Source organism: Erwinia wuhanensis, from assembly GCF_030484085.1.
Classification (GTDB): domain Bacteria; phylum Pseudomonadota; class Gammaproteobacteria; order Enterobacterales; family Enterobacteriaceae; genus Erwinia; species Erwinia aeris.
Genome location: NZ_JAUJUH010000001.1, coordinates 824,430 through 843,708, shown reverse-complemented (window position 1 = coordinate 843,708; position 19,279 = coordinate 824,430). Strand labels below are relative to the sequence as shown.

At 59.9% G+C, this 19,279-nt stretch carries 19 protein-coding genes; 8 read left to right on the top strand and 11 right to left on the bottom strand.

The features are described 5' to 3' along the window. Window positions 1–5 precede the first annotated feature (5 nt). From tagF to QZH36_RS03805, 5 genes are all read right to left on the bottom strand, one after another. A complete protein-coding gene (gene tagF / locus QZH36_RS03825; protein WP_253454489.1) occupies window positions 6–704 on the bottom strand; it encodes a type VI secretion system-associated protein TagF in 699 nt (232 codons plus the stop codon). A gap of 17 nt (window positions 705–721) precedes the next feature. Continuing rightward, on the bottom strand, window positions 722–2,827 hold the full coding sequence (gene tssM / locus QZH36_RS03820; RefSeq protein WP_301251771.1) for a type VI secretion system membrane subunit TssM: 2,106 nt from the start codon (window positions 2,825–2,827) through the stop codon (window positions 722–724). Continuing rightward, window positions 2,827–4,044, bottom strand: coding sequence for a type IVB secretion system protein IcmH/DotU (gene icmH, locus QZH36_RS03815; RefSeq protein ID WP_253454487.1), 1,218 nt, complete (start codon window positions 4,042–4,044; stop codon window positions 2,827–2,829). Before icmH ends, tssM begins: the two co-directional genes overlap by 1 nt. Before the next feature lie 78 nt (window positions 4,045–4,122). Beyond that, window positions 4,123–4,611, bottom strand: coding sequence for an SH3 domain-containing protein (locus QZH36_RS03810; protein ID WP_125289727.1), 489 nt, complete (start codon window positions 4,609–4,611; stop codon window positions 4,123–4,125). Window positions 4,612–5,096: 485 nt separating this feature from the next. Then, on the bottom strand, window positions 5,097–5,642 hold the full coding sequence (locus QZH36_RS03805) for a YbhB/YbcL family Raf kinase inhibitor-like protein (protein WP_301251773.1): 546 nt from the start codon (window positions 5,640–5,642) through the stop codon (window positions 5,097–5,099). 168 nt (window positions 5,643–5,810) lie between these two features. Here QZH36_RS03805 and QZH36_RS03800 point away from each other — a divergent pair, with 168 nt between their 5' ends. After that, window positions 5,811–7,244, top strand: coding sequence for a YchO/YchP family invasin (locus tag QZH36_RS03800; protein ID WP_253454485.1), 1,434 nt, complete (start codon window positions 5,811–5,813; stop codon window positions 7,242–7,244). 90 nt (window positions 7,245–7,334) lie between these two features. Continuing rightward, window positions 7,335–8,240, top strand: a complete 906-nt coding sequence (locus QZH36_RS03795; protein WP_253454484.1) for a bestrophin family protein — start codon at window positions 7,335–7,337, stop codon at window positions 8,238–8,240. 108 nt (window positions 8,241–8,348) lie between these two features. Here QZH36_RS03795 and QZH36_RS03790 read toward each other — a convergent pair whose 3' ends face one another. Beyond that, entirely contained in the window at window positions 8,349–8,561 is a 213-nt protein-coding gene (locus QZH36_RS03790; RefSeq protein WP_301729679.1) for a hypothetical protein, read from the bottom strand. A gap of 145 nt (window positions 8,562–8,706) precedes the next feature. On the opposite strand from QZH36_RS03790, the gene astA reads away from it, so the two are divergent. The 5 genes from astA to spy all read left to right on the top strand — a co-directional run bounded on the left by astA (window position 8,707) and on the right by spy (window position 14,403). Then, entirely contained in the window at window positions 8,707–9,741 is a 1,035-nt protein-coding gene (astA, locus tag QZH36_RS03785; protein WP_253454482.1) for an arginine N-succinyltransferase, read from the top strand. After that, window positions 9,738–11,201: a succinylglutamate-semialdehyde dehydrogenase gene (astD, locus tag QZH36_RS03780; protein WP_301729678.1), complete on the top strand. Its 1,464-nt coding sequence runs from the start codon at window positions 9,738–9,740 to the stop codon at window positions 11,199–11,201. The genes astA and astD overlap by 4 nt, the downstream gene beginning before the upstream one ends. Continuing rightward, the gene (gene astB, locus QZH36_RS03775; protein WP_253454480.1) at window positions 11,198–12,523 is read left to right on the top strand and encodes an N-succinylarginine dihydrolase; all 1,326 of its coding nucleotides are present in this window, start codon (window positions 11,198–11,200) and stop codon (window positions 12,521–12,523) included. The genes astD and astB overlap by 4 nt, the downstream gene beginning before the upstream one ends. A 79-nt stretch (window positions 12,524–12,602) precedes the next feature. Continuing rightward, a complete protein-coding gene (gene astE / locus QZH36_RS03770; protein ID WP_301251779.1) occupies window positions 12,603–13,601 on the top strand; it encodes a succinylglutamate desuccinylase in 999 nt (332 codons plus the stop codon). A 307-nt stretch (window positions 13,602–13,908) separates the two neighbouring features. Continuing rightward, complete coding sequence (gene spy / locus QZH36_RS03765) at window positions 13,909–14,403, top strand: ATP-independent periplasmic protein-refolding chaperone Spy (protein WP_253454478.1); 495 nt, start codon at window positions 13,909–13,911, stop codon at window positions 14,401–14,403. A 119-nt stretch (window positions 14,404–14,522) separates the two neighbouring features. On the opposite strand, the gene cho is transcribed toward spy, so the two are convergent. The 4 genes from cho to QZH36_RS03745 all read right to left on the bottom strand — a co-directional run bounded on the left by cho (window position 14,523) and on the right by QZH36_RS03745 (window position 18,259). Beyond that, on the bottom strand, window positions 14,523–15,386 hold the full coding sequence (cho, locus tag QZH36_RS03760; RefSeq protein ID WP_253454477.1) for an excinuclease Cho: 864 nt from the start codon (window positions 15,384–15,386) through the stop codon (window positions 14,523–14,525). A 159-nt stretch (window positions 15,387–15,545) separates the two neighbouring features. Then, window positions 15,546–16,373, bottom strand: a complete 828-nt coding sequence (gene nadE, locus QZH36_RS03755; protein WP_301251781.1) for an NAD(+) synthase — start codon at window positions 16,371–16,373, stop codon at window positions 15,546–15,548. Between the two features lie 114 nt (window positions 16,374–16,487). Beyond that, window positions 16,488–17,681 (bottom strand): multidrug effflux MFS transporter, encoded by a 1,194-nt coding sequence (locus tag QZH36_RS03750; RefSeq protein ID WP_301729677.1) that lies wholly within the window; start codon window positions 17,679–17,681, stop codon window positions 16,488–16,490. Beyond that, window positions 17,678–18,259, bottom strand: coding sequence for a TetR/AcrR family transcriptional regulator (locus QZH36_RS03745; protein WP_253454474.1), 582 nt, complete (start codon window positions 18,257–18,259; stop codon window positions 17,678–17,680). Before QZH36_RS03745 ends, QZH36_RS03750 begins: the two co-directional genes overlap by 4 nt. A 188-nt stretch (window positions 18,260–18,447) precedes the next feature. Here QZH36_RS03745 and osmE point away from each other — a divergent pair, with 188 nt between their 5' ends. After that, window positions 18,448–18,783 (top strand): osmotically-inducible lipoprotein OsmE, encoded by a 336-nt coding sequence (gene osmE, locus QZH36_RS03740; protein WP_125289739.1) that lies wholly within the window; start codon window positions 18,448–18,450, stop codon window positions 18,781–18,783. A gap of 56 nt (window positions 18,784–18,839) precedes the next feature. Here osmE and QZH36_RS03735 read toward each other — a convergent pair whose 3' ends face one another. Beyond that, the gene (locus QZH36_RS03735; protein WP_301729676.1) at window positions 18,840–19,265 is read right to left on the bottom strand and encodes a DUF6515 family protein; all 426 of its coding nucleotides are present in this window, start codon (window positions 19,263–19,265) and stop codon (window positions 18,840–18,842) included. Between the last annotated feature and the right edge of the window lie 14 nt (window positions 19,266–19,279).

The following is a 19,279-nucleotide window of genomic DNA, read 5'->3' as shown; positions in this document are numbered from 1 at the left end:
TCACCCTATTCAAACATCGGTGGATAGAGTCCATGACGACCCGGCTGCGCTACGGCGGCCGGGTCAAAAAGTTGTGTAAAGAGCCGGGCGGTAAGATTACCGCTGTGTTTATGGCTGGCTAACGGATAGCCGTCGCTTTGGTTAGTCCACCAGTAACTGGTATAGCGCATAGGGTCAAAACGGTTGGCTACCTCATGCCAGGCCAGCGTGCAGGGAAGATCCTGATAGCCGATCACGTCCATAATATCGGAGCGGCTGGTATCGGGCAGCGACAGCGGCGGCAGGCTCAACAGCGCCTGCTCAAGCTGGGCCGGCGTACAGGTTTGCGAAACCGCGTGATGAAGCGCTTCGCCCAGCGCCCGAAACCAGTCGCCGGAAACGGCAAGCTGCGCCGGATGCCAGTGGCTGACCGGCACGCTCTGTAGCGCCAGCAGGGGCCAGCTGCGGCCAACGCGATCGCGCGAAGGTAACAGGCAGCCAATCTGTACCCGCTGTACGCCAAGCGTGGCGGGCAGGGCGAAATTCCAGACGGGCGCGCGGCTAAAGAGTTCGCCTACGGCTTCGCCATGCTGATACCAGTGCGATAAGCCGAGCTGGAACCAGTTTGACCAGCTGGCCACGATGGGTTCAGGCAGACGACGCTGTAAAAAATCGCCGGTGCCCGGCAGCTTGCCGTACCAACCCAGCTCGCTTTTTTCCGTCATGGTTATCCCCTTTCCCGCTAAGGGTTCGTGGCCTGAACCGACGAACCAGAGGTTGCCGCGGTGCCGGCGTCCTGCTTGCCCGCGCTGTCAATACTCACGGCCAGCTTGCGCATAATCAGCGCGTTGTCTCTGACAAACGGCGAGGTCTGGATCTGGCGATCCAACAGCTGGCTTAAATGCCAGTCCAGCTGCTGAAGCTGCCGGGTCGTTACGCTGGCGGGTAGCGTTCGCTGCAAATTCTGCATCACCCAGCCGCGTAAGAACTCGCCATCGTAGCTGCGCGGCTGATAAAGCATCTGGTAAGCGCGCAGGGCGTTGCGGCTGAAATCGCTGTCGTCGCCCTTATCATTACGCAGCGCCTCGGTAATATTCTGCGCCACTCGCGGCAGCAACAGCGTCTTTAGCGCATTTTGATAAAAGCCCAGCGCGGCCGTGCCGATCTGGTCACCACGGTAAAGCCCCGCCCGCATACTCAACGGCGGATCGTCCAGCGAGAAGCTGTCGCTTTGCGGCAGGGCAACCAGGCTATTTAAGAAGGGTAGCAGATCCAGGATATCGCCGGTGTTATTGTTCACCAGCCGCTGCGCCTGCTTATCAACCGGCTCAAGGCGGGCCTCCACCTGCTGCAGATAGCGCTGATTTTTATAATAACTGGTGGTCCAGAACAGCGTAGCGATCAGCAGCGCCAGCGCCAGCGAGGCGTAGCTGGCCCAGTGCAGCAGCCGATTACGGTGTTCCCAGGTGCGATCGCTGCCGGCAAGGCCGCTCTCCTGGAAAATCAGATCCCTGAGCAGGGAATGGATAAAATAGCTTTGCCCTTTATTAGCCGGGATCGGCGCGTTGCGGTGCACCGTATCCCAACTGGCGATAGAGTGGCTGGTGGCCTGCGGCAGCTGTAGCTTGCGCGTCAGCTCGCCCATAATGCGGTCGAAAGGCAGACCCTCCTGCGTGCCGCTGGTGAAAAACAGGCCGCGCGGCGCCCAGGGCAGGCCCTCTTTTTCCGGCGCAAAGACGATCTCCAGATACTCCGCCAGCAGGGGCCGCAGCGAGGCAAACTCCTGCGGAAACAAAAAGCAGTCCGCGCGCTGGGTCAAATCGCTCTCTTTTGCCATCTTTCCGGCCAAATCGGCCTGAAGGCGTGCCGTCAGCTCGCGGAACTGCCGGTCAAACTGGGCGCCAATGGTCGGTTCGCTGAGGCGATCGGGCTCCCACGGGAAGGTAAAGCCCCAGATCCCGTCGCGCTGGCTTTTATCCAGAGAGCCGTTGTAGCTCATAAATCCTTTCAGCAGATCGGTTTTGGTCACCATGACATACACCGGAAAGTGAATGCCGGTCTGCTGGTGCAGCTCTTTCATGCGGCTGCGCAGCGCGGTTGCCTGCACGTAGCGCGCGTCGGCCGAATCGCTAAGCAGATCGGCCACGCTGATGGTCATGATCACGCCGTTAATAGGCTGGCGGGCGCGGTAGCGCTTCAGCAGCGAGATAAAGGTTTGCCATTCGCTGGCGTCTCTGGCGCGCTGACTCTCCTGTAGCGTATAGCGTCCGGCGGTATCCAGCAGCACGGCTTCTTCGGTAAACCACCAGTCGCAGTGGCGGGTGCCGCCTACGCCGCGCAGCGCGCTTCTGCCCAGCGTGTCGCCCAGCGGGAACTCCAGTCCGGAATTCAGCAGCGCCGTGGTCTTACCCGCGCCCGGCGCGCCGACGATGATGTACCAGGGCAGCTGATAGAGATACTGCGCGCTAAACCGTTGCAGCCAGCCGCGATGACGATTGCGGCCGGGAAAATGCTTTTTCTTCAGCAGAGTCGCCGCCTCGCTGAACAGCGCGCTGAGCAGCTCTTCCGCCGCCGCCTGCTCGGCGTGGTCAAGGTTATATTTTTGCAGATTGTTCAGCAGCTTGCTGTTAAACCAGGCGCGATAAAGCTGGGGGATCAGCTGGAAAAGGATCCACAAAAAATAGCACAGGCCAATGGCTATCTGGCGGTTAATGCTGCTTTCCAGCCAGTGAATATCGTTCAGCGACAGCAGCGGCCCGGTCATCCAGATCAGCGCGCAAAGCGCCGTAATGCCGAAAAAGCCCCACAGCAAGCGGCTGGAAAAAAGAGAAAAGAGAAGGGAAGGCATCAGTATTTCTCCGCCTGACTGGATTGGACTTCAGGTGCCGGTAACAGCACGATTTCTACCCGACGATTGCGCGCCCGGTTTTCGCTGCTGTCGTTGGGCAGCAGCGGATTGCTGTCGCCACGGCCTTCGCTGCGGATAAGATGATTCGGCTCCAGCATCTGCTGACGCATCAGCGCGCTGACGGTATGGGCCTGCGCAAGCGAATATTCATAGTTAGAGGCGAAATGGGCAGAGCGCACGGGCTGATTATCGGTATAGACGCTGACCAGCACGGTGCCTTTGATATTGTCCATGGCGGCCGAAACGCGAGTGATCAGCGCGCGGCCTTCAGGCAGCAGATCGCTGCCCGCTGGGCGGAAAAGCTTATCAGAGGCGATAATGACCTTGCTGCCGTTAGTGCCGTCGGCCACGTCGAGCTGCCGTGCCGCAATCAGGTCGTCCAGCCGTTGCCGCAGATCCAGCAGCGCCTGAGCCGAACTGCTACGGGCAATTTCGTTACTGGGCAGCGGCGTTTCCCAAATGGCACGCAGCAGCGGTTCAGCGGCATTGCCCAGCCGCCAGTTAAGCCCCGAGTAGATCAGACCGGCGAGAAAAGCGGCCAGCGCCACGCTGGCCCAAAGCGGAACCGGCGGACGCCACAGCGTATTTTGCCCGACGGGTTGCTGCGGCTGCGGCTGCATGGGCGGCGGCAGCGCGCCGCGCGTGTCGGTAATCAGCTGGGCCAGACGGGTGCGGATAGCGTCGCGCTGCAACCGGCCTTGCTCTACCGCGCGGTAGCGGCCTTCATAGCCCAGCAGCAGGCAATAGTGGATGGTTTCAAGCAGCCACAGGTGCTGCGCCGGCGTCTGCGAGATGCGGGACAGCAGCTGAAACACTTTTTCGCCGCCCCAGCTTTCATTATGAAACGTCACCAGCAGGCCGTTGCCCGACCAGACGCCGCGCGTGCCCCAGGGCGTCTGGGCCGCGGCCTCGTCCAGCGCGCTGCACAGGCAGTAACGGGCGCCGATAATCATATCGAACGGCAGGCCAGCCTGTTTACAGCGCGTCTCAAACTGGCGGATCTCATCCACCAGCTGTTGGCGCAGGCCAGCGGGATCGTCATGGGTTGCCGCCAGGCGGATCTGCACAATTGCGTTCAGCAAAGGCGCGGCGGCGGCGAGTAGCGGGTTTTCCTGGCTGACGGTGGCAGGCGCGTCAGCATGGTGTTCCGGGGTCATCAGGCTTTACTTTCTCATCCAGGTGGCGGGCAAGGCGCCTTTTGCTTTCTCTGAGTGGGCGATCCCTGCGGACCGCGCCTATTCCAGGATCCAGGTGGCCGTGTCGTTATTGCGACAGGCTTTGCTTTGTCCGCCGACGTCAACGCACACTTTTTTGGTTTTGCGCGGGCGTGGCCGATCGCTACGCAGCGTGGCGTCATAAAGTTCGCTTTTCACGCCGGCTTTGAAAGGTACGTAGCCGATCAGCTCCTGTTGGTCCGGTTCGGCGATAGCCAGCCAGTGGTTTTCCACCTCGCCCAGCACGGTGAAAGGCTTGCCGTTTTCCAGGTAGCGAACCAGGCTGCCGCCGAAATCAGGACGGTTCATAACGGAAGCGTTGTACAGCGCCCGATAGGTTTCATTGACTGGCGTAAAGGATTGAGGAGCCTGGATCGCATGACGATGCGTCAGGGTCACGCCGTCGACGCTGGAAGTGACCAGCGTATCGTCCGTGACGGCAGGAGCAGGAGCCTTACAGGCCGACAGGGCGAGCGCTGCCAGCAGAGTTAACGCGATGCTTATTTTCACATTGATCCTCGTGAATATCGTCAGTGGTTACGGCTACAATCCACTCTTCACGGACGGCAGGGCCGCCACGTGAAAATCATTCTGTTTTACAGAAAGATAAATTTGTATTTAGTCTACATGACGCTTTTGAGAATGGGAACAATTGCGAACGGGGGCGTAACATGTTATTGACAGCCGCCCGGCGATATTGGCCCGTTTAGCGGAATAAAGTGCCCGGATATTGCCTGTTCCTCTTTTTCAAACAGGCGAATCGAACGCGCATTAGCGGTGCCTTTATTCCTCTCTCATCGGGCTAAATCCTTCCTGCCTGGTTACCGATCCGCAGGCTATAAGTGACGCTGTCACTTTTGGTCGCCATGGCACAACGGTGGCTGACCATGCCGGCACGCCTGGCGCATCATACTAACCGCGCCGGGGTGCCTGGCTCGTAATGGCAATCCTTACGGGATAAAGCATACCGGAGCGTATGCGCTCAACGCTCCCGGTTAACCGTTGCCGAAACGTCCAATCAGGCCAGCGGCGCCCAGCGTATGGCCCTTCAGTCGGCCAAACAGCGCCTCGCGCGTTAAGCCCTGCTCCAGTCCATTTGCCGGTAAATCGGTGGCGATCAGCGTGAAGTTATAATGATGCTCGCCGCTGCCGACCGGCGGGCACGGGCCGTGATAGCGCAGAGTGCCCGGCGAATTTTTCCCGCCCGTATAGCCTTTGCCGCTGGTCAGCTCGCCCTGGGCAAAGCTGGTGCGCTGAAAAGGAATGTTGTAGGCCACCAGATGATCGACGCCCAGCCCCTTAGCGCCTACAGGATCGGTCACCACCAGCGCAAAGCTTTTGGTGCCTTCAGGCGGGTTATTCCAGCTCAGCGCCGGCGAAATGTTTTCTCCCGTACAGCTGGCGTTGCCTTTGGCGGCGCCGGCGAATTTTTTCGCCATCAGCGCGTTATCGTTAAAGTCGGGGGAGCTGAGCGTAAAAACCGGGGCGGCAGACGCGGACGCGGCCGTCAGCAGCAGCGCTGCGAGCAGACTTTTTTTCATCAGAGGTTTCCGGGTTAAGAGGTTAGCGCAAAGTCTGGTTGATAATTCGCCGCTCTGCCAGCAGGCACGGCGGGTGCCGCTGACAAAATAAAAGTGTTAAGCTAGTTTTTTGTGATCTACATCCAGGTTTCTTATTCAGAAAAAGGCTTAACGACCGCTGATAACGTGATGAAAAAAATAACTGCCTTTCCCATTCCCGCCAGAGCGCTGGTTTCAGCCGGGCTGCTGGCCCTGTCGCCGCTTGCTCAGGCGCTGATGACGGAGACCCGCGTCGCCGACGCGCCTTTTGCCGATCCTGCCCGCTTCGCCCGTGAGCTGCCCGATCTCGGTAGCAGCAGCAGCGGTTCGGATCAGGCGCTGGAAAAGCGTATCGCGCAGGCGATGAAAAGCATCGGCGAAGCCAGTATGAACAGCGATGAAGATAAATCGCTGAGCAGCGAGGCGGGCGCCTGGGCCTTTAATCATTTCCGCGACGAGGCGGCAAAGCGCGTTGAAAACGAAGGGCAACAGCTTCTTTCTCCCTACGGTCAGGCCAACTTATCGCTGCTGGTGGACAGCAACGGCAATTTCGACGGCTCGTCCGCGCAGCTGCTTACGCCGTGGCAGGATAACTATCAGTATCTGACGTTCAGCCAGCTGGGCGTTGAGCAGACGGATGACGGGCTGGTCGGCAACGCGGGGCTTGGCCAGCGCTGGCTGACCGGTAGCTGGCGGCTGGGCTATAACGCCTTTGTCGACGAGCTGTTTACCGAAAACCAGCGGCGCGGATCGCTGGGCGCAGAGGCCTGGAGCCACTATCTGCGCTTTTCCGCCAACTACTATCAGCCGCTTTCCGGCTGGCGGCAGCGTTCGACAACGCAGGAGATGCGGATGGCGCGCGGCTACGACATCACCACGCAGGGCTATTTGCCTTTCTATCAGCAGCTCGGCGTCTCGCTCAGCTACGAACGCTATCTGGGCGACAATGTCGATCTGTTCAACAGCGGCACGCAGAGCAGCAACCCTGCCGCAATTAAAGTGGGCGTTAGCTATACGCCGGTGCCGCTGTTTACGCTGACCGCCTCGCATAAGACGGCGGACAGCGGCGAAACGCAGGATCAGCTCGGGCTAAAAATGAACTATCAGATCGGTGTGGCGCTGAGCAAGCAGCTGTCGGCGGATAACGTGGCCGCCGCGCGTTCGCTCAGCGGCAGCCGCTACGACGCGGTAACGCGCAGTAATCTGCCGGTGATGGAGTTCCGCCAGCGGAAAACGCTGTCGGTGTTTCTGGCAACGCCGCCGTGGCAGGTGCAGCCGGGCGAAACGCTGCCCCTGAAGCTACAGATTCGCCAGGCGAATCCGCTGAAGGCGATTAGCTGGCAGGGCGACACCCAGGCGCTGAGCCTGACGCCGCCTGCCAACAACGTCAGCCCGGACGGCTGGAGCATCATTGTTCCGGCCTGGGACAGCTCGCCGGAAGCGACCAACGAATACCATCTGTCGGTGACCGTCGAGGACAGCAGGCAGCAGCGGGTGACCTCGAACTGGATCACCCTGAAGCTGACGCCGCCGGTAACCTTACAGTCTTCCGGCGCGGACTCGTTCAATTTGATGGCGCCCTGACCAGCGCCTGATGTGACAGTTATCACAGAAATAGCTGGGCAGAGCGGCCGGAATTTGCCACTCTTTCTAAAAAAATTACGGCTGCTTATTATGATCGTCCGTCCTCATCGCCACTGGTTTGTTCGCCTTTTTTCCTGGCACGGCTCCGTGCTGCCCGGCATCCTGTTCCGGCTTGGCCTGAATCTGCTGATGTCGATTATCGCCATTTTCTGCCTGGACTGGTACGAAACCCTGGGCGTAAAGCTGACGCTGGCGCCTTTCAGCCTGCTCGGCGTCTCCATCGCTATCTTTCTGGGTTTTCGCAACAGCGTCTGCTATGCGCGCTTTTCCGAGGCGCGGCAGCTCTGGGGCAGCCTGCTGATTACCTGCCGCGATATTCAGCGCCAGGTGCTGGCGATCTCGCCGGCCGATGCGCCGCGTATCGCCGCTTTGCTGATGGCCTTTTGCTATAGCCTCAAGCACCAGCTCAGGCGCACCGATGCGCGGGAGGATCTCAACCGTTTTCTGGGCGACGAAGCCGAAGACATCCTGCGGCGGCGCGCGCGTACCAATGCGATTGAACTGAAAATATCCCAGTGGCTGGCCGACCAGCGCCGCAGCGGAGCGATCTCGGATATCGTTTACGCGCAGCTGGATAACAGCATCCATCAGCTTTCGCTGGTGCTGGGCGGCTGCGAGCGGCTGGCCAGCGTGCCGGTACCGTTCGCCTATGGCCTGCTGCTGCACCGCACCGTTTACCTGTTCTGTACGCTGCTGCCTTTCGCGCTGGTGCCGGATCTGCACTATATGACGCCGTTGGTGTCGGTTTTTATCGCCTATAGCTTTCTTTCGCTGGATACGCTGGCGGAGGAGCTGGAAATGCCTTTCGGCTACGCCAACAACCATCTGCCAATGGATGCGATGTGCACCAATATAGAAATCAATCTACTGGAGATGAACAACCAGCGCGAACTCCCCGAAGCGCCGGTTCCCGATCGGTATTATCGCCTGACATAGGCACCTGACCCACGCTGTTTTCTGATGCGTGCTGCATGTTTGCTATAGGCACCAGGCCCACGCTATTTTTTGTTACCTGACGCAGGCGTCCAGCCGCGCTATTTTCTGTTACCTGACGCAGGCGTTCAGCCGCGCTGTTTTCTGGTGCGTACTGCACGCCCGAGGTGCGCGCTTTGTGCCGGGCGATTGATAATTGACGTTCGCGATCACAAAAACATTATTTACTGGTTCAGTTGCATAACCGTGCTGTTTTACCGTCTCGCCAGCCCGCACCGCCTGAGCGTTATTCACTTTATATGCAATTAAAGTGAATAGCGACATATCCTATCTCTTTGATTTTTCTTTTTATCACTTTTTTTATTCATTTTTGTACTGGCTGGCATAAAGCCTGCAACATACAGTGTGGTACACCAAATTAACATTATTGAAACTTTTAATTTACCTGCCGCGCGCGAGGAGCGTTATCATGATGGTCATCCGTCCCGTAGAGCACGACGACCTGGCGCAGTTAATGACGCTGGCCGGTAAAACCGGCGGCGGACTGACGTCGCTGCCTGCCGACAGCGCCACGCTGAGCGCAAGGATTGAGCGCTCAATACAAACCTGGCGCGGCCAGCTGCCGCAGGCCGATCAGGGCTATGTCTTTGTGCTGGAAGAGCTGGCGACGCGCCGCGTAATCGGGATTTGCGCCATCGAGGTGGCGGTTGGTATGCAGGATCCCTGGTATAACTTTCGCGTCGGCACGCAGGTGCACGCCTCGCGCGAACTGAACGTCTACAAAGTGCTGCCTACGCTGTCGCTCAGTAACGATCACACCGGCAGCAGCGAACTCTGCACGCTGTTTCTCGATCCCGATTACCGCAGCGGTAAAAACGGCTATCTGCTCTCGAAATCCCGCTTTCTGTTTATGGCCGCCTTCCGCCACCGCTTTATGCAAAAAGTTGTGGCGGAGATGCGCGGCGTCAGCGATGAAAACGGGCATTCGCCTTTCTGGGAGAGCGTAGGCAGCCGCTTTTTTTCCATCTCTTTTACCACCGCCGACTACCTGAGCGGCACCGGCAAAAAAACCTTTATTGCCGAGCTGATGCCCAAGCATCCGCTTTATATCGACTATCTCTCTGCCGAAGCGCAGGCCACCATCGGGCAGACCCATCCGCAAACCGCACCGGCGCGCGCGGTGCTGGAGGCGGAAGGGTTTCGCTATCAAAACTATGTGGACATTTTTGACGGCGGCCCAACGCTGGAATGCGATATCGATCGCGTGCGGGCGATCCGCAAAAGTCGGCAGCTGCGCGCGGCGATCGGGCCGGCAGGGAGCGACAGGCTGCCGCTTTGCCTGGTGGGCAACGAGCGCTACGAAGATTTTCGCGTCGTGTTGCTCAACGCCGACCCGCATGCGGACACGCTGGCGCTGACGCCGGAACAGGCGGCTGTTTTACGTTGCGGGCAGGGCGACAGCCTGCGCGTGGTCACTCTGGGCTGCGAGGAGAAAAAAGCATGACCCATTTTATTAACGGAGCGTGGTTGACCGGCGACGGCGAAGCGCTCAGCAAGCAGGATCCGATCGACGCGCGGCCGCTGTGGCAGGGCCGGGCCGCCAGTCCGGCACAAATAACGACGGCGGTCGAGGCGGCCCGCGCCGCCTTTCCCGGCTGGGCGAAACGTCCCTTTGCGGAACGCGTCGCGCTGGCGGAACGCTTTGCCACGCTGCTTTTGCAACATCAGGCAGAGCTGGCCGCCACTATCGCCCGGGAAACCGGCAAGCCGCGCTGGGAAGCCGCCACAGAAGTGCAGGCGATGATCAATAAAATCGCCATCTCCGTCAGCGCTTATCACGCCCGCACCGGAGAAGCGCAGCAGGGCGACAGCGAGCTGCGGCACCGGCCGCACGGCGTGCTGGCGGTTTTAGGCCCGTATAACTTCCCCGGCCATCTGCCGAACGGGCATATCGTGCCCGCGCTGCTGGCCGGAAATACGCTGGTGTTTAAACCCAGCGAGCTGACGCCGATGACCGCCGAGCAGACGGTCAGGCTTTGGCAGCAGGCGGGGCTGCCGGACGGCGTGCTGAATCTGCTGCAGGGCGGCGGCGACTGTGGCAGGACGCTGACGCAGTCCTCGCTGGACGGCGTGCTTTTTACCGGCAGCGCGGCGACCGGCTATCAGCTGCACAGGCAGTTCGCCGGCCAGCCGGAAAAAATGCTGGCGCTGGAGATGGGCGGCAACAACGCGCTGATCGTCGAGGATCCGCAGTCGATCGACGCCGCTGTTCATCTTACTATTCAGTCGGCCTTTATCACGGCGGGACAGCGCTGCACCTGCGCGCGTCGGCTGTTGGTGAAGCGTGGCGCGCAGGGCGATGCGTTTCTTGCCCGCCTGGCGGCGGTTGCGGCAAAAATCGAGCCGGGACGCTGGGACGCCGATCCGCAGCCTTTTATGGGCAGCGTGATTTCGCCGCAGGCGGCAGAGCACATTTACGGGGAATGGCAATCGCGTGTGGCGGCGGGCGGCGAAGTGCTACTGCCGATGCGCTGGCCGTCGAAAACGAGCGCTATCCTGACGCCGGGCATCATCGACGTGACGGCGCTGACGCTGCCGGACGAAGAAGTGTTCGGGCCGCTGCTGGCGGTGATCCGCTATGACGACTTCAGCCAGGCGATCCGCATTGCCAACGCCACCCGCTACGGTCTTTCCTGCGGGCTGATTTCGCCCCATCGCGAGCTGTTTGATCGGCTGCTAATCGAGGCGCGAGCCGGGATCGTCAACTGGAACAAACCGCTGACCGGCGCGGCCAGCACCGCACCTTTCGGCGGCATCGGCGCGTCCGGCAACCATCGTCCCGGTGCGTTTTACGCGGCGGACTACTGTGCGTGGCCGCTGGCTTCGCTGGCCTCGGCCGATCTTTCGCTGCCCGCCGCGCTGTCGCCCGGCCTGGATTTCAGCCCCACAGGAGAAGCATCATGAGCGCCCGCGAAGTCAATTTTGACGGCCTGCCCGGTTTAACCCACCACTATGCCGGGCTGTCGTTTGGCAACGAGGCCTCCTCCCGGCATCAGCATCAGCTCTCTGACCCCAAACTGGCGGCAAAGCAGGGCCTGTTGAAAATGAAGGCGCTGGCCGACAGGGGCTTTGCGCAGGGCGTGATCCCACCGCACGAAAGGCCGAACATGGCGGCACTGCGCCAGCTGGGCTTCAGCGGCACCGAGCCGCAGGTGCTGGCGAAAGCGGCCGCGCAGGCCCCGATGCTGCTGTCGGCAGTCAGTTCCGCTTCGGCAATGTGGGTCGCTAACGCCGCTACCGTCTCGCCTTCCGCCGACAGCGCCGACAGCCGCGTGCATTTGACCGTGGCGAACCTGAACAACAAATTTCACCGCTCGCTGGAAGCGCCCACCACGGGCGCGATACTGCGCGCGATGTTCCGCGACGTGCGCCACTTCTGCGTCCATGACGCCTTGCCGCAGGTTGCGATGTTTGGCGATGAAGGCGCGGCCAACCATAATCGTTTCAGCGCGGGCTACGGCGAGCCGGGCGTACAGCTGTTCGTTTATGGACGCGAAGAGGGCGGCGGCGGCCTAATCCCGGCACGCTATCCGGCGCGGCAAACGCTGGAGGCAAGCCAGGCGGTGGCGCGGCTGCATCAGCTTGATCCGAACCGGACGCTGTTTGCGCAGCAGAATCCGGCGGTGATTGACCAGGGCGTATTCCACAACGATGTGATCGCCGTCAGCAATCAGCAGGTGCTGTTCTGTCACGAGCTGGCTTTTCTGGAGCAGCAGGCGCTGTTCGATCGGCTGCGTGAAAGGCTGCCGGGCTTTACGCCGGTGGTGGTGCCGGATGCGCGGGTCAGCGTCAGCGACGCCGTCGCCACCTATCTGTTTAACAGCCAGCTGTTAAGCAAGCCGGACGGCAAAATGCTGCTGGCGCTGCCGGAAGAGGCGCGTCGGCACGACGGCGTCTGGCGCTGGCTGAACGAACTCACGGAAGGCGGCGCGATCGACGAGCTGCACGTCTTCGACCTGCGGGAAAGCATGGGCAACGGCGGTGGGCCAGCCTGCCTGCGGCTGCGCGTGGTGATGAACGAGGCGGAGCTGGCGGCGGTCAATCCGGCGGTGATGCTGACCGATACGCTGTTTACCTTGCTCAATGCGTGGGTGGATCGCCACTACCGCGACAGGCTTTGCCAGGCGGATCTGGCTGACCCGCAGCTGCTCACGGAAAACCGCGAAGCGCTGGATGAGCTGACTAAGATGCTAGACTTAGGAAGTATCTACTCTTTCCAACGCTAATCAGGGAGGAACAGGGCGCGTCGGGCTGACCCCGGGCGCGCGCTGGCAGTCGCAGGGAGAACTATAATAAGGAGAACCTATGCAGGACTTTCTTCAGCAGACGTTAAGCACAGAGCCGCCTGCACAAGTTTCCGGCCGCAACGACCAGCTAAGCTGGCAGTGGCTGGACCATGGCATTCTTGAACTTAATCCGCATCAGCCCTGTACGCAGGCGCTGGTGATCTCCGCCGGGATCCACGGCAATGAAACCGCGCCCATTGAAATCCTGAACCAGCTGGTCGGCGAGCTGCTGGCGGGCAAGCGGCCGCTCAAGGCGCGCGTGCTGGTTATTCTGGGCAACCCGGAAGCGATCGCCAGCGGCAAACGCTATCGCCATTGCGATCTCAACCGGCTGTTCGGCGGCCGCTGGCAGCAGTACGATGACCATCCCGAAGCGCGGCGCGCCTGGCGTCTGGAGCAGGCGCTGGAGACGTTCTGGCAGGTGAGCTGCACCGAGGAGAGCCGCTGGCATCTGGATTTGCATACCGCCATTCGCGGCTCCTGGCACAGCCGCTTCGGCGTCATGCCGCTGCGTGAAACGCCCTGGCCGGACGCCTTCCTGCACTGGCTGAGCGCGGCCGGACTTGAGGCGCTGGTGTTCCATCGCTCGCCGGGCGGCACCTTTACGCATTACAGTTCGCAGCACTTTAACGCCGCCAGCTGCACGCTGGAGTTAGGTAAAGCGCTGCCTTTTGGCCGCAACGATTTAACGCTTTTTAGCGCCGCGCGCGACGCGCTGGCCGCTTTGCTCTCCGGTGAACCTTTACCGCCCGTGGGCGAGCCGCCGCAGCGCTATCGGGTTTCGCAGCAGATCACCCGTTTTACCGAGGCTTTCGTGCTGCATATGGGCGCGGAAACGCTGAACTTTACCGCTTTCCCGCAGGGCACGCTGCTGGCGGAGGATGGTGACAAACGCTGCTACGTGCAGCAGGCGCGGGAATATGTTCTTTTCCCCAATCCCGACGTGGCGAAAGGGCAGCGCGCCGGATTGATGCTGGTGGAAGATAACGCCCATAATGAAACCAGCGGCAGCAGCTGATAACGCAACGACGCCGACCGGGACGCTTCATGCCAGCCCGTCGGCGGTCGTCCCGCCTTACTTTTTCCTTTCTCGTTCCTGTCGGCTGTATTACACTCCTCCACAATTTCTGCATTAAACGCGCTAAATACATATCCTTTTGCAATTTCTCACCATAATCTTCGCATTCTCTCCATGATTGCCGCTTTTTTATCTTTTATGCTTTCAAGGCTTTACCCACGTTCTGACTACTTGACGTTCAGCGCAATAAACTGAATCCCGACATTACGACAACGCTGTCGTCACAGAAATGCAAAAGGAAAATAGTATGCGTAAATTAACTTCTCTGGTTGTAGCTATGACACTGGCAATGGGCGCGGCGAATATTGTTCATGCCGCAGCAGATAACATCACGCCAGCACCGGCTGGCGCAGATAAACCAATGATGCACAAGCCGCCTCGCCACGGTGGGCCGCACGAGATGTTCAAAGGCCTCAACCTGACGGACGCGCAGAAAGAGCAGATGCGCAGCATCATGAAAGAGGCGCATAAAGAGATGCCGCGTCCTTCCCTGGAAGAGCGCCGCACGCTGCACAGCATCATCGCGGCTGACAGCTTCGACAAGGCCAAAGCGGAAGCGCAGGCGGAGAAAATGTCGGCTAACGGCAAAGCCCGTGCGCTTTCCATGCTGGAAACACAGAACAAAATGTATAACGTGCTGACGCCGGAGCAGAAAAAACAGTTCAATGCGAACTTCGAAAAACGTCTGACCGAGAAGCCGCACCACGGCGAGCCTGCGCCAGCCGCACCGGCCGCTGAATAAGCCTTAGCCGCCGGGTGCGATCGCCCGGCAGGCCACGCCTGAGACCGCCGACGTTGTTTCCTGAACCAGGGAGCAGCGTCGGCGGTTTCGTTTATCTGGCTGTCGGCGCTGACGTGGCGTCAGCCAAGCGGAACGATCGGGAACTTGCCGCTGACGATGGGCTTGCAGAGGATTTTATAGCCGTCGCTGTCGAAACCCTGTGGCGTGGAGGTCAGCTTGCCCGCCTCGCTGATATCATCCACCGAGCCGAGGTAAAACCAGTTATTGATCACGTGGATCTGCGTTTTCAGCGGGCCTTCCTCCACCACGCCGACCGCGCCCTCCCAGGGCCAGCACTGCACGCGCACGCGTTCCAGCGCGGCCAGCAGCCTCTCGTGATGGGCTTCCGGCGTCTCTTTACCGCAGCAGGCGCCCGCACAGCGGCCCAGGCTGGCGCGAAAACAGGCGCGGCCTTTGCTGACGTTCTCCAGCCCCAGCAGGCCCAGGCAAAGCCGCTGTTCGTCGGCGATTTTCTGTAGCGTTTCCAGCGCCGATCGGCGGCTGGAGTAAAGGCCAAACAGATCGGAAGTATGGGAAAAATCGACTTCTTTGGCGTAAACCACGCTGGGCTTCAGATCGCTTATCAGCAGCGAGCAAAGCTGGCGGTTTTTGCGCAGGCGCTTATTGAACAAAGGCTGCTGCACCTTGATCATCTGCGCTTCCAGTAACAGCGCGCCCAGTTCGCCAGCCGTGGTGATATAGCTGACGTAACGCGCCTGGCGCAGCATTTTCGCCTCGTCCGGCGTACGAAAATGGGACATTACCCGGCTGCGCAAATTGACGCTTTTACCGATATAGAGCGGCAGGGATTCGCTGTCGCCATGAAAGGTATACACGCCGGGCAGGGAAGGCAGACCTTCCAGCGAAGGCCGCAGGTGTTCGGGATACTGATAAATTGCCGCCGGTTCAAAAGACAGGCGATGGCTGGCTTGACGTCTGACCACATTGCACTCCGCTTACTGTTTGCTTATACAGTGTATCAGGCGTTTGCTGGATAAAAAAGAGTCGGATCGCGCTGGTAATCAACACGCCGCTGACGGCAAGCGACGAAAAGAGGGAAAATAACGTAAAAAAGCGGGCGACCGGAAAGCCGCCCGGCGGGTTTATTTTTTCCAGAAGTCATCAAATACGGTAATCGGCGGACGGCGTTTGTGCTCGGTTTTCAGATACCAGCCCTCAATGATCTTCGCCGCGTCGTCGGCAATCTTCTTGCCTTCCAGATACTGGTCGATCATCTCATAGGTCACGCCCAGCGCCACTTCATCCTGCAAACCGGGACGATCGTCCTCCAGATCGGCGGTCGGCTGTTTAAGGTAGAGGTGCTCCGGGCAGCCCAGCGCTTTCAGCAGCTGTTTGCCCTGGCCTTTGTTCAGGCGGAACAGCGGGTTGATATCCGTGCCGCCGTCGCCGTATTTGGTAAAGAAGCCCGTCACCGCTTCCGCGGCGTGATCCGTTCCCACCACTACGCCGGAAGTCATACCGGCGATGCTGTACTGCGCCTTCATCCTTTCACGCGCTTTTTCATTGCCGCGCACGAAATCAGAGAGGTTGATACCCGTATCGCGCAGCGCTTTTTCGCTGGCCAGCACCGCTTCTTTGATGTTAACCGTCAGCACGCGATCGGCCTGAATAAACTGCAGCGCGTCCTGGCAGTCCTGTTCGTCTGTCTGATTGCCATAGGGCAGACGCACGGCGATAAACTGATAGTCCTGATTGCCGGTCTCTTCACGCAGCTCGCTGATGGCGAGCTGACTGAGCTTGCCGGCCAGCGTGGAGTCCTGACCGCCGCTGATACCCAGTACCAGCGACTTAATAAACGGGTAAGCCTTCAGGTACGCTTTCAGAAAGTCGACGCTGGTGCGAATTTCCTGCTGTGCATCAATAGTGGGTTTAACCCCCAGCGCTTCGATAATTTCCTGTTGCAGAGCCATTTACCTCTCCTCAGATTTAGTGTCAGGGCAGTTGCCGAAAACCTCTGTCTTAAAATTAACGTGCCAGGCGCGAAACAACAAGGTTGAACCCGCTATTTACGCGCCTTTTATTGATTAATCAGGCTTTTTCGGTTTTTGCGCCACTAAAACGAACATGGCGATGGCCAGCATATAGCAGCCGAAGATGGTGGCGGTCATGGTCAACACCGAGGTGCCGCCGATACCCGTCACCGGCACGGCGATGCCGCCCAGGGTAAACATCACCACGCCCAGCACGGCGGAAGCGCTGCCGGCGCGATGGCCCTGACTCTGCATCGCCAGCGAGGCGGCAGCCACGCCGACCGCGCCGTTGCTCGCCACGCTGAAGAACAGGGCGACCAGCACGAAAGGCAGCGCCGCGCCGCTCAGACCGGCGAGCAGCAGGCTGGCGGAGGAGACGAAGGCCAGCACCAGCGCGCCTTTCACCACGCGATATTCACCCCACAGCGGGCTGAGGCGCGCGCTGGTTTGCGAAGCGATAATCAGGCCGATACCGTTGGCGGCGAAGCAGAAGCTGAACGCCTGCGGCGAGAGGCCATAAATCTGCTGTAAAACAAAAGGCGAAGCGCCGATATAGGCAAACATCCCGGCCATCATAAAGCCCTGGGTCAGGCAAAAACCCATAAAGGGACGGTGGATAACCACCTGACCCAGCGCGGCCCACGCGGAAAACAGGCTGCCCTGGCTGCGGCGTTCCGGCGTTAAGGTTTCGCGCAGTTTTACGCGCGCCAGAATAAACAGCAGCAGCGCGATAACGGCAATCACCATAAACAGGCCGCGCCAGCTCAGCAGCGTCATCAGCGCGCCGCCCAGCACCGGCGCGGCGACGGGCGCCAGGCCGTTGACCAGCATCAGCAAAGCAAAGAAACGCGTCAGGTCGTGGCCGCTGTACATATCTCTGGCGATAGCGCGGGAAAGCACCGCGCCGCCTGCGCCGGAAAGCCCTTCAAACAGGCGCGCCAGCAGCAGCTGGTGGATAGTCTGTGCCATCGCGCAGCCGACGGAGGCGATCAGCAGCAGCGCCAGCGACAGCAGCAGCGGCTTGATGCGGCCATATTTATCGCTCATCGGGCCGAATATCAGCTGGCCGGCGCCGAGGCCAATCAGGCCGGCGGTCAGACTAAGCTGGGCGGTGGCGGTAGGCGCGGCCAGGTCGCGGGCAAGCGCGGGCAGGGCAGGTAAATACAGGTCGATACAAAGCGGCCCGAGCGCTGCCAGCAGGCCGAGCGTAATGGCATAGCCAAACCGGTTGGGGTGTGCAGATATCATGGATCCTCTGTGGTGAAAAGTAGTGCGTTGATGTGTTGGTAAAGCTGGTAAAGGCGCTCCGCCGACGCTTTCTGCGGCGTCAGGCGTCGCCAGGCCGTGCCTTCCGTCAGGACGGCCATGACCTCTACGCAGGCGCGCACCTGTTCATCGCTCATAGCGGGATGGTCGCGCTTTACGTTAAGGCAGGCCTGGGTAAACATGCGGTGGTCGGCCTCCGCCATCATGCGGGCCACGACCGGATTGCGGGTCGCTTCCGCTGCAACTTCCTTCATCAGCGCCTCGTCGTCTTCGTTAAGCGCGTGACGCCAGGCAAGCAGGCGAGGCAGATCGGCGGTAGCGGTCTCTTTGATATGTTGCAGGCGGGCATCGATAATGCGCCTGACCATCTCCTCGATAATCGCGTCTTTGCTGGCAAAATAGCGATAGATCTGACCTACGCTAAGCCGCGCCTCGGCGGCCAGCTGCGCCATGCTGGCCCCGTGAAAGCCGGACTGGCGGAAGCAGCGACGACCGGCAGCGATAATTTCGTCCTGACGCTGCCGATGGCGGGCGTCGCGGGTTGGATTGGGTTGGCTCATACTCCCTCGCGCTGGGCAATGACAAAAGGCGCAGGCGCCGTTTGAGAATGAACGTTCATTCTCGGGGGCGGCATTATAAGCGTCTTTATCCGGCCGGGGTAAGCGTTTTTTTCTGCCATAAAGTTGATAACTCTGCATTTATGTTCCAGGCTTAAAGCGACATGGACAATAAATGAGGAATAAAAAACATGAACAAGGTAACAGGACTTATCGGTGCGGCAGTGGCGCTTGCTGTATTATCCGGCTGTTCAGCTTATGACCGCGCGGAAAGCTATGTCACTAAGCCTGTGGTACAGGACGTGAAAAAAGGCATGACCCGCCAGCAGGTTCGCGATATCGCCGGTCCGCCTTCAACTGAAATCACCATGGTTCACGCTCGCGGCACCTGCCAGACCTATGTGCTGGGCCAGCGTGACGGCAAGCAGCAGACCTACTTTGTCAGCTACAGCGACACAGGCCGCGTAATGAACTACGGCTTCCAGAGCTGCAAAGAGTACGATACCGATCCGCAGGTTAATCAGTAATCGCCTGACGGAGTAAAGAAAAAACCGGCCTTAGCCGGTTTTTTTATGCCTGTTGCCTACAGGCCTGGCGGTCGCGGCACTTCCAGATAGCGTCCGTCAATATCGCGGCGATAGTAGTGGCCTTCCTGCACGTAGAAGCGTTCGCCGTTGTAATCAAGCGCGCGCATATCGCTGCTGAAGCGCTCTACCGGCGGTTGCACCACTACATAGGTGTTATCGTGCTGGCGCTGGTAGTAGTTGCCGTTGAGCGCGTAATAGGTCAGACCGCCGATAATCACCGCCGCTGCCGCTCCCGGTAAAAAAGAGAGCCTGCCCGGCCCACGGCCGCGATCCCAACCGTGGCCGCGATCCCAGCCGTGACCGCGATCCCAACTCGGACCGCGATCCCAGCCTGGCCCCGGTCCCCAGCCGCCAGGATGCGCTGCCACCAGCGTTGGCGACAACAGCGTTAAGGCGAACAGAGCGCTTATCACCTTTTTCATACAGTTTCTCCTGG